Below are 13,728 nucleotides of genomic sequence, written 5' to 3'. Positions count from 1 at the left end.
GCCAGCCGCGCACTCTTTTATTTTCGTGGGAATTGCTACTTTAGGGTTTACAAAATTGAATTCCTAAACAAACGATTCACACCTCATTGATCTTCAGCATTTTAAAGATTTTGAGGTTTGTCTTTTAACCGTCTAGCAGTTCCTTGCGTGTTATGATGAAGAAAATTACCCTGCTTTTTTTAGTCCTTCTGCCGATTATAGTTTTTGCTCAGCCCGAAAATGATGATTGTGCAGGCTTGATTGACCTGGGTGTGGCTCCCGCCTGCCCGGATACCGTATTCTTTTCCAATGTGGACGCCACGTCCAGCGATATTGGATTTGGCAACATACCAAGTTGCTTCAACGGCGGTGTTGTAGGCAACGATGTCTGGTTCGCATTTACGACCAGCGATACCATTTTTGATTACACCATTACTGCTACCGGAATCTCGGATCCAAGCGGGTCTGATCCTTTGAGCAGCCCGCAAATCGCCCTTTACCGAGGGGTTTGTGAATTTGACAACCTCGCTGAAATCGCCTGCGAATCCACCGAACTGGGCACCTCTGTAGTTGAACTCGACGTACAGGGGCTGACTCCCAACGTCACTTATTTTATCCGGATTACCGATTACAGTGCGACAGGTACACCAAACTGGGGATCGTTTCAGCTTTGTGTGGAGGAGCAGGAGCCTGCTTCTACGATTGACGAAGGAGGGTCTAACTCCTGTAGTGGCATCCTTTATGACACAGGTGGCCCGGATGGCGACTATGGCAATAACGAAAATAATGTCTTTACAATTTGTCCGGATCAGCCGCATGACTGTATCCTCTTCACCATGAATTATTACAACCTGGAGCCAGGCGGATTTCCGATCACTGATGTGATTTCCTTTTACGATGGCGATGGCACCGACAGCCCGCTCATTTCGCAGCTGGGCGATGGCGACTTCCTAAATAATGATGAAGGGGGCGGTGGTGTTTGCTTCCAGGTGCAAGCCACAAGCGGCTGCCTCACTGTTGAATTCATATCTGACGGGACCACCACTTTTGAAGGGTTTGAAGGTATGTGGGAATGCCAGCAAAACTGTGAACCGCTACAGCCAATTACTGTTAACGGGGGCGTGACAGAAGAAGAGATTGTCAACTTCGTTTCCACGCCCGATGTAACGGCTGAAATCACCAATATTGACTGTCCCGAAGAATCCTACGGAACCTTCGAAGGGGGTGACATGACAGACCTCGGACTCGAGCGAGGCTTACTTTTGACTTCCGGCAGCCGTGACTATGCCGTTGGCCCTAATACCGGGGGCGGTGGCGGAAGCCCGGGCACGGATAACGGTGCACCTGGTGATGCCGACCTCGATTACCTCTCTACTGTTTTTGGTGAGGGTACTACTTCTCAAAACGCCTGTGTGGTGGAGCTTGACGTCTTTGTCGCTACCGATGAACTATCCTTTGAATATGTTTTTGCCTCTGAGGAATACCCGGAGTTTGTCAATACGACCTTCAACGATATTTTTGCCTTTCTGGTTTCCGGGCCTGGCATCACTGGCGACCCTAACCTTACGAACAATGCTGTGAATATTGCCACCCTGCCCGATGGCACACCGGTGCAGATCAATAGCGTAAACAATCTCCTTAATTGGGAATATTACCGTAACAACCTCGGTGGCCAAAGTATTCAGTACGATGGTATGACCTCTGATTTCCTCGGAATAAAGAAAAGCCTGACTGCCAGTATAAATGTAGAGCCGTGTAATACCTACAGCCTCAAACTTGCTATTGCTGACCGGGGCGATTCTTCTTATGATTCCGGTGTGTTTGTTTCTGAACTCAAAGGCGGCACACCGAATCTGACCGTGCAGTTTAATTCTGGTATTGATTATCTTGTAGAGGATTGCGTTAACCAAAATGACGAAGTTATTGTCTCGCTCATTGATCCGGTAGAAGACACGACCTCTTTCCTCGTCTCCATAGGCGGTACAGCAGAAAACGGGCTGGACTACCTTCTGGAAATTCCGGATTCTGTGATTTTCCTGCCGGGCCAGAACGAATTGTCCTTCCCACTGACTACCTTGTCAGATATGCTAACGGAGGGCACAGAAACCATCATACTCACCCTCAGCAATGACTTCGGGTGCGGAGAGGTCATCTACACAGAGCTTGTAGTTGATCTTCGGGATCAAATTGATGTAAGCATTGACGCTATTGAAGTAGGGCAAGATACCGTACTGGTTTGTGCGGACAGCTCAATTGTACTCAACGTAACCGGTGCAGCATCGTTTTTCTGGAGCCCGGTCAGTGTATTTGATGAGCCTACCTCTCCCAACCCTACAGCATCTCCGATGATGAGCCAATGGGTTCAAGTCGAAGGGATTGTAGGGCCTTGCGTCGATACAGACTCTATTTTCCTTCAAATTATTGATCCGGAGATTGCAGCTTTCCCGGAAGACTCCCTCTTTATTTGCCAGGGAGATATGGTACAGCTCAACTCCACCAACAACGCCAACAACAGCAACCTGGCATGGACACCTGCTGCCGGGCTTAATGATTCTACCCTTGTTAACCCCGTTGCCACTCCTCAAGTTACTACGGATTATATTGTAGCTGTGGATATTGCGGGTTGTGTGGTGCAGGATACGGTCCATATTGATGTAGCGCCGTTCGACTTCCCTGTAGTGCAAAGTGATACCACGATTTGTGAGAACTTTGGGGTTCAACTGGCCAGCTTCATCGATCTTAACCAGACGACTACCACCTACCAATGGACCCCCAATATTGGATTGGACAATGATACCATTTCCAACCCGATCGCCTTCCCCGAAACAACAACCACCTATCAGCTGATTGCGGAAAGTGGTAATGGTGCTTGCGCAGACACTGCAGAAGTAACGGTAACCGTCTTACCTGCTAATGTGGAGATTCAGGGGCCCGACTCTTTAGAGATATGCCTGGGCACCGTTGTGGACCTTGAAGCGATTACGAGTACCGGAGACGGCGAGACCCTGATATGGTCACCGGATAACGGGACCATTAGCGATACCACCGGGCTGGCCACTCAGGTTACCACTGATATAACGGACTGGTATTTCGCAGAATTTACCGTTGGTGCCTGTACCGTTTTCGATTCTGTCTACATCCGGGTCGATTCGCTGCCTTCCACGATGATTATGCTGGATCCGGAAAAAGACAAGTACTGCGAGGGAGAGATTGTGACGCTTTCCTCACCGGTTTACGAACCCAGCTTCTTCCCGGATATCGAATTTAGCTGGGTAGACCCGCTGGGCGCAGAAACACCCGATACCCTTTGGAATATGGTGCTCACGCTTCAGGATACCCTCCTGTACGAGCGCATTACAACCAACAGGGCCTGCGTGGATACGGCCTCGATTCTGATCAATGTTCAGGCCGTGCCGGTCGCGACGATTACACCCTCAGACTCCGTAGTTTGCCTGGGCGACGCCGTTGATTTCCAACTCGAAATAACCGGCCAGTATGAGTCTTTCGAATGGATGGGCAGTGGCCTGAGCTGTACAGATTGCTTCGATCCCACTGCATCGCCGGCGAGCGGACAGTATACCGTTGAGATTGATGCAGATGGCTGCGATGCCAGTGTTAGTGCCAGCATTCAGCCGGTGGAAATTCCGTTTTTGGGCAATAGCCAGACCATTTGCCCTGGTGAAAGTGCCGAGCTAAACCTTGGCGGACCATTCGGACCTAATGATACCTACAGCTGGTCGTCATCCACCGATCCTGATTTTAGTAGCAATGAGCCTAATCCGGTGGTCAGCCCTGAGGTTACAACAACCTACACTGTGGTGGCTGAGAACGGTGTTTGCCCGCCTTTGGAAGAAGAAGTGACCATTACGATTTCAGATTTTGCAGAAATTGTGAGCGTCGACCTTTCACCAACCGACTTGTGCCAAAATGAGGAAGCTAACTTCACCATCGAAGCGATTAACCTCTCAGACGGAGACCGTTTCGAATGGACAGACCCTAATGGCATGCAGCTCATTGGTGGCACAAGCACTTCCGGCTCCTTCAACCCTACTGTGAGTGGAACTTACACGCTGACTTACATCAACGCTAACGAATGCGGTACGCTAACCGAAACATTCGAGCTTTCTGTGCAGCCCGCCCCGGCAGTTGAACTGGCCAACGATACGACCATCTGCCTGGGCGAATCCGTGCAGCTCAACTTCGCAGAGGATGAGAATACCACCTACACCTGGACCTCCACAGACCCGCTGTTCAGTGATTTCAATAATCCGCAGCCGGTAGTCACCCCTACGGAGACCGCGACCTACACCCTGACAGCAAGCAATGGGGTGTGCGATGACTTTGTGGGCTCCGTTACGGTGGAAGTCATTGGCAACATCCTGCTGGACATACTGCCCGAAGACTTCTTCATTTGCCCGGGCAGCTCTACCAGCATCATTGCTCAGGCTGTGGGCGGCAGCAGCGAGGAGACCTTCACCTGGACCGGCAGCGATGGCTCTGCCTACACCGGGGACAGCATCACGGTTATGCCGGAGGATTCCACCCTCTACACCCTCGTTTACGAAAGCGGCGGCGGCTGTACCACCATCACGGACTCTGTACTTATTGAGGTAGGCGACGGCGTGTTCCCGACCGGCGCAGAGATCATTCAGGAAGTACCTGGAGACCTCTTTGAAGGGGACTCGATCATCTTAGGCGTCAACTACGGTTCTCCCTTCGACCCCAGCCAGCTGAACTTTACATGGACGGTCCTTTACCAGGATTCCACTACGGCTTCGCCACTGGCTAGCGGGCTTGGGCTCGATACCATTCAGACGCAAATCTTCCCTAGCGGGGTACATACTTTCCAGGTGGAAATCACCACGCCAGATGGCTGTTCCTATTTCGCCACCGTGCAAGGGAATTTTATGGAAATTATCGTCGCTGTGCCCAATACCTTTACCCCTAACCGGGATGGCGCCAACGACTTCTTCAATTTCGTGGCACAGGCCAATATCGAGGACCTAGAGGTCCTGGAATTCAAGGTCTACAACCGCTGGGGCCAACTGGTCTACGACAATGAAACGCCGGACGATGGATGGGACGGCAACGCCAATGGAAAGGAGCAACCTACCGAGGTCTACTTCTACCTCATCCGGATTGCCCGCCCGAACGGGTTCGAGCTGGGTGCCTTCCAGGGGGATGTGACCCTGATCCGGTAGGACACCTTACGTATAAACAAAAAAGCGCCAGACGACTCGTTGTCTGGCGCTTTTTTGTTTATACCTGTTCTTATTGCCTATGAACCCGGGTGGACACACACGCGGGTACGAGGCTACATTGGTTACAGCTTCAGCTTGCTGGCAATATCCGTTGGAATCGCATCTTTATGTACCATCAAGCCCACCGTTTTCATACGGAAGTAAGGAGCTGACATGTATAGAAAGCCTTCATAATCGCTAATCTCGCCCCAACTGTTTTTCGTAATATAGTAAGTCTGCCCATTCTGGTCTTTAGCCAGACCTGTAAGGTGCATGAGGTGGTCATCGGTAGTAGAGAAGTTTTCGAAAGCCTGCTGCCGGTTTTCCTGAGTCACCTTTACCTCATCCACCGGGCTTTTGAATTTATCATCATTGTGCTCATTTTCAGGCAGTATAGCCAGGCCATCACCAGCGCTAAAGCCCTTTTCACTGACATCTCCATCCCAGGCTACGGTGTACCCATTGCTAAGCGCATAATCAGTAATCGCCTGTAGTTCATCGAGCGGCACATTAAAGTAGCTGCCATTGGAATAATTATCAGGAATCTCCAGAATGAAGGTCTCGTAGAATGGGTGGTGGGCAAAGGAAGTCAGCGAAACGTAGTCATCCGGATTAATTGGCAGGGCTTTTTTGAAGGATTCCGGTGTGTGAGTCTTGCCATTATAAGAGAACGACTCAGGTACAGCGCCCATATACTGATCGATGATGGCTTCAAAGGCCCCTGGCCACTTTTCGCTGGGGCGTTTACTTTCCAGTACACCGTCCAAAAATCCTTTCAGTGCGGCTTCCATTTCGCTATGGTCATGGTAGCGGTCGCCCTCCTTCAAACCCGAATAGACGGACTCCGGTACTGCGCCGGCCATTTCCAGGGCACGCATCACATCATGGTTCAGGCTGCCCTGACTGAAGTTGGCTTTGCCCTGCCGCAAAACATAGTTGCGGGCTTTGTCCTTGTAAATATTGCGGACCATATACATTTCAGAAAGGTCATAGTCACCCTTTCCCAGGCGCATTAATTCTGCTTCGATAAAAGAAATGGTAGAAAAACTCCAGCAGGTACCGGTGCGTTGCTGGTTCTTCACATCTGTACATTTCAGTTCTTTCTCAACCGTAAATTCGTACTGTCCGAATACAGGGGCTGACAGCAAAAAAATTACTGCCCCTAACATCCATTGTTTCATGGTGCTATTGTGTTTTGTTTGGCACTGTAATCCAGGCCGGGTTAAAAAATTATCGCAATAAGGTAATATTTCCTTTGGTTTGGTAAGATTCCTGGTTAAAACACCGGACTTCCAGGTAATACCCATAGACATCAGCCGGAAGTTCCCGGTTTCGGAAGGTGCCGTCCCAACCGTCATGCTGTGGGTCAGCCGTTTCGTACACCTTTTCTCCCCAGCGGTCATAGATGGCGAAGTAGAGCTCGTCAATAGTCCCACCTTTCACCTGCAGGCGGTCATTCAACCCATCCCCATCCGGTGTGAAGGCATTGGGCACAAAAATATAGGGAGGCAGACATTCTGAAAGCCAGAAGATTTGTACCGTTTCTTCATTCGAACAACCATTGCCATCTGTAACTCGCACTGTAAAGGTTCGTGAAGTGTCCACAAAGACCTGTGGATTGAACACCCCGGGATTGCTCAGCCCGTTTGGGGGCAGCCATTCGTAAGTGTAATCGGGGTCCTGTGTGGCCAGCAATTGTACCAACTGGGGTTCGAATATAGTATCGGGAGCAGCCGATACGTCTAGTGGAGGTACTGTGGAAGCCACAGAAACCGCTATGGAGAGCGTTTTTACACAACCGCGTTCGTTGGTAATCCAGACTTCATAATTGCTTCCAGTTCCTGCATCAGCCGTCACGGTGGAAGTGCCCTGCCCATTCAGGATATTTTCATCGGGCAGCCATTCGTAAAACAGGTTTTGGCCCGGTGCCAGCTCGACAACTTCGAGCGTGGCCGTATCACCTTCGCAAATGCCCACAGTCGCATCCGTGAACACCAGAATGTTGCTACCCTCCACCTGAACGCTGTCCTGCACAAAGCACCCCAGGCTATCCTTGATGGCAACGTAAAAGGTCCGCAGCCCGGAAGGGTTAACGGTGAAGCTGGGATTGTTACTTAGTTCCACACTGAAGTCCCCTTCATCCGACCAGGTATAACTTGCCGCTTGTGCGCTAAAGGCTGAAAGCGTCAGGCTACCCTCGCAAATCAGTGTGTCATTGCTCAGCGTATAGGCTATAGGCGGGGCCACCTCAACGACGATCTCCCGCTCAAAAGCACAGTTGCCGTCAGTTTCCGCCATGACCACTGAATAAGTTTGAGGGGTATCCAAGGTAGCCGCAGGATTTGGGCTATTTTCATCACTCAAGCCGGTAGCCGGCGACCATATGTAGGTATATCCCGGGAGCGGATTAGGATTGAGGTTTAAAGCTACGCCCGGGCAACCTTGTAGAGTATCAGGAAGCATGGGGTCTGGAATATTAATAGCAACCGGTTGAGTGATTTCATCCACACAGCCATCACTTGAAGTAATAGCCAACTGTACCTCGTATATACCAGAGGCAGTGAACGTGGATTCAGGGTTTGGCCCGGTATCCTGTGTACCGTTACCGAAGTCCCACGCCCAGTCGATAATGTCGCTTTGCGTATTGACAGACACATCCGAAAATTGCACCGTTACAGAATCTGTACAGGCAGTGATGCCATAAGTAAAGTCAGGGGTGATCTGTGGCGCAGTCACCTCGACTTGCTGAATGATAGTATCCGGACAAGCACTAAAATTATCCAGGATCGTCATAACTTCGTAAGTGCCTGGCCCAGGGTAAGTATAGCTCACGGCACTCCCCTGCCCCACGGCACCGGGATTGTCAGGATCGCCGAAGTACCAGTCATAAAACGGCGCATTCACACTCGTACTGCTGAACTGTACGGTGAACCCACTGCACTGCTGTACCACCTGAAAACTATCCTGAGGTAAAGTATCAATCTGAATCAAATGCACACTATCCACCAGGGTGCATCCAAATTGATTCTCCAGGCTAACCGTTAGCCCATAACCACCGGGGGCAGGAGGAGCTATAAAAACAGTGGAATTGTCATTCCCAAAAACAAGAAGAGAATCAGGCGCCCATAGATAAGTCAGCGTATCTGTAAGGTCCTGATTGATGACAGCCGCTGCCCCAAGCGCACCCGGGCAAATCCCGCTCTGACTAGTTGTAATGACGTCTATCGCGTTCCCGGTCACTGTTACGGAATCTACGGCAGTACAGCCGAGTGCATCCCTGACCAAAACATAGTACACAGCAGCGCCCATCGGACTGACCTGCAGCGTGTCTTCCCCCCCAAGCGGTTCAGTCAGCGCTGCATCTGCGTACCAGCTGTAGAATATAGCATTAGGATCACTGGCCTGCAGGGTGATGTCCGGAACGCAAATGGTAGTGTCCGGAAGAAGACTGGGGTTCAAGGCAGGGGCCACTTCCACCAGGACTTCCGTTTCTAAGCTACAGTTGCCTGCTACATCTGATACCGTCACCGCATAAGCCGTGGTTTCCAAAGGCTGAACGACTGGATTGGGCTGGCTGGGATCTTCGATATCCGGATGGTTGCCCCAGGAATAGGTGTAGGCAGTGTTGAAATCTGGATTGAGCGCAGTGCTGCCCCCCGGGCACTGACTAAATTGTACAGCCGTCAGCGCATTGCTCAGCAGCTCCACATCTATCGTTTGGCTGAGGGTGTCCGTACAGCCTTCTGTGGAAGTCAGCGTAAGTAAAACTGTGTAAGTTCCGGCTTCTTCAATCGTAAAAACGGGCGAAGGGGCTTCACTTGTAAGCCCGCCCGGGGTTACCGTCCAGTTCCAGGAAGCGATATCGTACAAGGTATCCCCGCTATTGTCCTGTACCTGCAACGCCGCCACATCACTGCAACCGTCTATTGATAATTCAAAATCAGGCACCAGGGTATTGGGCTTCAGGTGAATCTCCTGAAAAGCGGTATCCTCGCACACTTCACCGGGCGCAACGATCAGCATGACCGTATACTGCCCGGTATCCGAAAAGGTATACACCGGGTCCGTCATAGCGGAGGATGCTCCGGGGTTGCCGGGGTCATTGAACAGCCAAAGGTAGTTGCCGGAACCATCGCTCTGATTATCAAAGTTGACAGTGAGGCTGCCGCATTGCACCTCGGGAGCCGTAAAGGCGGCATTGGCTTCTCCACAGAGCCCTATATTGTACTGAAAATCCCGGCGCGTTGTGGAAATCAGAACGCCATCCCGGTACTCTTCCACGCAAATGCCTACCACAAACTGCCCCTGTGTGACCGGAAACCCGGTAAGCAGGCCGGTTTGAGGGTTGATGCTTAATGGCGCTCCGCCCGGCGAGCCGTTCAGCATATTATCGACGTTGTAGGGCGGATCGATCCATTGTATTTCATCGTAGGGCGGATTGTTCGGGGGCTGAGGTTGAGGAATATCGGGCGTGGCACCGGTCAGAGGGGTACAAAGCCGGTATACGATGGAATCGCCATCCTGGTCAATGGCCGACTGATCGAAGACGATGGGCTCATTCACACAAATATAAATGGGCGGCCATTCCTTAAATTTGGGATTGCTATTACAGGCCTCCAAAGCCGCTTCAGAAATCGTTACGCCGTAGGTTGCCCCGGTGTCAAGGGGATCTACAATATTGACAATGGTTTCGTTCCGGCAGCACCTTTGGTACGCCAGCTGATACCCTCCGGGAATGGGCGGCAGCGTCACAATGGTTCGGTAAGTTGTAGTATGCACGCAGACATCCGGCGGAACAACCAGGCATTCGCTCGTCAGCACCGGGTTAAGGGTATCGTTGTTCATCAGGGGGAGCAGGATCTCCTCCAACAGTACATTATCCTCATTGAAGACACCAATAGAAGCCGGATTATCAAACCAGGCATTGGGGTTGCCATTGTAGCAATCCCGGAAAATGGTCAGCGTGATTTCGTATTCATCATTGCCCAGACAGGTGTAATTCATTTCTCCCCCTACGATATGCGTGGCCTGCAAAGCAGTAGGCAGGCACAACAGCAGGAAGGAAAAAAGCAGACCAAAGCGAAGCAACGGGTTCCACATCATGACAAGAGCTGGTTTAAGTGCAAAAAGATAAGGCAGAATTCCCGGCTACCGAAGCAAAAGGAGGCAAATTGGAAGCTATTGTCTGAAAAACAGCACAGCTGTACACCAAAAAACTTATCTTTTGCATCTGCTCTAATGTGATGAAAGTTGTGAATCGAAAATATCAGTTTGTGACAGAGGAAGACTTGATTGAAGCTTGTCGGCAAAACGACCGGCGCGCGCAGAAAACCCTGTACGACCGTTATTCTACGGTGATGTACGGTGTTTGCAAGCGCTATGTCAAGTCTCCGGAAGATGCAGAGGATGTCCTGGTGGAAGCCTTTTACAAAGTACTGACCAACCTGCACCAATACAAAGGCAGTGGCAGCTTTGAAGGCTGGATCCGGCGGATTGTGGTGAACGAATCGCTCATGTTTTTACGCAAGCGGCACAATTTCCGCCTGACGCTGGAAATCAGCGAAGTGGATCAGCCGACCACCACCAATGTGATCAACCGGATGGCAGCAGAAGACATCCTGGGGCTGCTGAGCAAGCTGCCCACTGGTTACCGCACGGTATTCAACCTGTACGTACTGGAAGGCTATAAGCACCGGGAAATTGCTGACATGCTGGGCATTAGCATCAATACTTCGAAGTCACAGCTTATACTGGCCAAAAAGAAAATGCAGGATATGCTTGAAGATTTTGGCTACCCCGGGCTTCAGAAATTCAATAAATGAACCGCCCGGCTTTTTTGATTTGCCTGAACTGGCAGATCATGTTCAACTTTAGATTAACCCTGTAAAAACATGGCAGACCATGGCCAATAAAAAAGACCTCTTTTCCATATTTCAGGACAATCAGCACCTGTTCGACTCCGCTCCGTCCCCGCGGGCCTGGGACAAGCTGGAACGCCGCCTCGACGGGCACCGCAGCCGCAACCGCCTGTCGACGCTTCGTACAATCTCGATGGCAGCAGCCGTCCTGCTTTTGGCGGTAGTCGCCATCCTGATTTCCATAGCGGTAGGTGAAAAACCAACCCGGCTGCTCAATCAAAGCCCTCAGCCCCTGGCCTCCGAACGCCTGCAGGCTGATGACATAGAAGCCGCTGAAGAACTGCGGCAGACCCTATACGCTCAGCAAGCCGAACAGCAACGGCAGCACCCGATTAACGAAGGGCCAGCCGACCGCAGGCTCGTACTCGCCAAAAACCGTTCAGCCTCCACGGCACTCGAATCCCTCAGCCGCTTCGACTGGATGGAGGGAGAATGGCAACCACAGAATTCCAAAGCTCATCCGGCTATACAGTGGAAGAAAATTGGCGATCATGCTATCGAAGGGCAGATTACGCAGGGCGAAGTAACTGAGCGCATTCGTATTTTCCAGGACGGTGAAACGCTATATTTTTCGACAGATTTCCGCAAGGATCAGCAAGTCCGTTTTGCCCTGCAATACGCTACGCCCAACACCGCCGTTTTTGAAAGCCATTCGGAGAGCATCCCTCAGCAGGTCACCCTCACCCGAAGCAAAAACAACCGCCTGACGCTCATATATGAGCAAAAAGATGCGGCTGCCGCTCCGGGGCTGCTCAACCGCAAGCAGCAAGTCCGGTCCTGGTATAAAATTCAGCTTCAATAAACGTTTCTTACGAACTATATCCGTTTGTGCTCATTATAATGGATACACTTTTGTCCACTGGCACACCACTGCCCAACACGAAGCGAGCCCAAGGATATGAATTTTTTACTGCGCAAGCTAGAGAATGAAGTGCCTGAGTCAGCGCTCCTGGAAGGAGAAGCCTTGCTGGAAGACGGTGCAGTGGAAGGGCTCCACGAAGTGGAAAAGCAACTTTGGATCGCGCAGTCTGAAGGCTTTGAGGTGGAAGTTCAACTCTCCGGCCAAAAAGTTTCCGCTGGTACTTGTGAATGCGGCACCTTTAAGAAATCAGGTATCTGCGGGCATCTGACCGGTACTTTACTGCAGGTGCGCCAAAGGCAACAACAGCAAAAGGAAAAACGCGAGCAAAAGAAAAAGGCCACAGATACCCCCCGCCGTCTGACGACCGGAGTGGTACTCGATCAGGTAAACCCCGCAGAACTGATTGGCTTTGTGCGGGAGTACGCACGCACCAACCGTAATTTTGCGATTGCTCTGAAAGCCCGCTTTGCCTCATCTGTTTCCAACCTCAATAGTAAGGAAAAATACTTACAGCTACTGGATACCACCATTAATGCGGTGCGCAAGTCCGACCGGCAGATTACCCTGCGCGGTGCCCAACGCCTAAGTAAAGTACTTGATGAGCTGCATCAGCAAATGGAACAACACCTGGACGCAGGAAATCTGGTGGAACTGGCAGATATCGCACTGAGTATAATTGAGAAAATCAGCCCTGTCTTGTCCAAAATACAGCAGCAGCGGGAACACGTCAGGGCCCGGGTGGTAGGCGCTTTCGACTACCTCCTTGAGCTCGTTGAGCGTTCTCCTGCCCCACAGTTGCTGCGCCGGCTATGGGCTGATTGCCAACGCGAGTACCCCAAGCGCACCTACCAAAGCAACCAACTGGACAGATACTTTTTCAAGCTGATGCTTAAAACCGCACAAGAGTCTTCTCAATTAGAGGCCCTGCTCGGAACGCTGGAAGAACGGGCAAGTCAGGAAGAAGAAACAAACGGGGCAGGGGCAGATTATATCCTGTTGCAAATTGCTGTTCTGGAACAACTCAACAGAGTAGAAAAAGCCCGTAAGCTGATAGAAGCCCACCTCACCTCCCCTGACATACTGGAATTCGCCATTAAACAGGCACAGCGGCAGAACAACCGCCCCCGGGAAAAAGCACTGGCGCAGATCGGGCTGCGGCTGGACCTGCCCGAAAATTATAAGGACCAGCTGGAAGCATTGCTCCTCCAACTGGCGGAAGCAGAAGCAGATCTGAACAGCATCAAAACCTATGCCCTCCTGCAATTTTTCCGGAAGCTTGACCTACAGCTCTATAAAAAAGCCCGGGAAGCCACGCCAAAGACGGAACGACCTGCCCTTTTTGAAAATACCCTGGCTCAGCTGCGGCAGCGCCCCTACAGCGCTGAGCTGCGCGATACCCTCGCCGGCTTATTGCTTGCCGAGGAACAGTGGGCGATACTGATGGCTTACACAGAAGAGGTGCAGTCCCTCGATCTGCTCAGCGAAGTAGATGAAACCCTGCTCTCCCGTTTCCCCGAACGGGTAAAACAGCTGTACCGCCAACTCCTCCACGAGTACGCCCGGCACTATGTAGGGCCCAAGACGGCCCGGCGTATTGCACTGGCCCTGCTGCACCTGCAGTCCCTCAACGCTCAAAAGTTTGTGTCAGAACTGGCACAGGAACTGCGGGAACAATACCCCGAACGCCACACCCTTACTGCTGAATTATCTGCATTTGAAGAATAATTCC

The 13,728-nt window shown here is 51.3% G+C and carries 6 protein-coding genes; 4 read left to right on the top strand and 2 right to left on the bottom strand.

What is annotated here, in order from left to right:
* The first annotated feature begins 152 nt into the window (after window positions 1-152).
* Window positions 153-5,180, top strand: a complete 5,028-nt coding sequence (locus IX84_RS31410; protein ID WP_081968896.1) for a choice-of-anchor L domain-containing protein — start codon at window positions 153-155, stop codon at window positions 5,178-5,180.
* A 122-nt stretch (window positions 5,181-5,302) separates the two neighbouring features.
* On the opposite strand, the gene IX84_RS22835 is transcribed toward IX84_RS31410, so the two are convergent.
* Window positions 5,303-6,400, bottom strand: coding sequence for a C1 family peptidase (locus IX84_RS22835; RefSeq protein ID WP_044226284.1), 1,098 nt, complete (start codon window positions 6,398-6,400; stop codon window positions 5,303-5,305).
* A 49-nt stretch (window positions 6,401-6,449) separates the two neighbouring features.
* Window positions 6,450-10,322, bottom strand: a complete 3,873-nt coding sequence (locus IX84_RS22830; protein WP_044226282.1) for a T9SS C-terminal target domain-containing protein — start codon at window positions 10,320-10,322, stop codon at window positions 6,450-6,452.
* Between the two features lie 170 nt (window positions 10,323-10,492).
* On the opposite strand from IX84_RS22830, the gene IX84_RS22825 reads away from it, so the two are divergent.
* From IX84_RS22825 to IX84_RS22815, 3 genes are all read left to right on the top strand, one after another.
* Window positions 10,493-11,041: an RNA polymerase sigma factor gene (locus IX84_RS22825; RefSeq protein WP_044226365.1), complete on the top strand. Its 549-nt coding sequence runs from the start codon at window positions 10,493-10,495 to the stop codon at window positions 11,039-11,041.
* Between the two features lie 79 nt (window positions 11,042-11,120).
* Window positions 11,121-11,939 carry a DUF6265 family protein gene (locus IX84_RS22820; protein ID WP_044226279.1) on the top strand — a complete coding sequence of 273 codons (819 nt, stop codon included), beginning with the start codon at window positions 11,121-11,123 and terminating at the stop codon, window positions 11,937-11,939.
* Window positions 11,940-12,035: 96 nt separating this feature from the next.
* Window positions 12,036-13,724 (top strand): hypothetical protein, encoded by a 1,689-nt coding sequence (locus IX84_RS22815; protein ID WP_044226276.1) that lies wholly within the window; start codon window positions 12,036-12,038, stop codon window positions 13,722-13,724.
* Window positions 13,725-13,728 lie beyond the last annotated feature (4 nt).

It is taken from the genome of Phaeodactylibacter xiamenensis, assembly GCF_000759025.1.
Lineage (GTDB): Bacteria > Bacteroidota > Bacteroidia > Chitinophagales > Saprospiraceae > Phaeodactylibacter > Phaeodactylibacter xiamenensis.
This window is presented reverse-complemented; position numbering and strand designations above follow the sequence as displayed.

Coding starts and splice junctions, on each gene's coding strand:
- IX84_RS22835 (WP_044226284.1), bottom strand. CDS start 6,400: ATGAAACAATGGATGTTAGGGGCAGTAATTTTTTTGCTGTCAGCCCCT.
- IX84_RS22830 (WP_044226282.1), bottom strand. CDS start 10,322: ATGATGTGGAACCCGTTGCTTCGCTTTGGTCTGCTTTTTTCCTTCCTG.
- IX84_RS22820 (WP_044226279.1), top strand. CDS start 11,121: ATGGCCAATAAAAAAGACCTCTTTTCCATATTTCAGGACAATCAGCAC.
- IX84_RS22815 (WP_044226276.1), top strand. CDS start 12,036: ATGAATTTTTTACTGCGCAAGCTAGAGAATGAAGTGCCTGAGTCAGCG.
- IX84_RS31410 (WP_081968896.1), top strand. CDS start 153: ATGATGAAGAAAATTACCCTGCTTTTTTTAGTCCTTCTGCCGATTATA.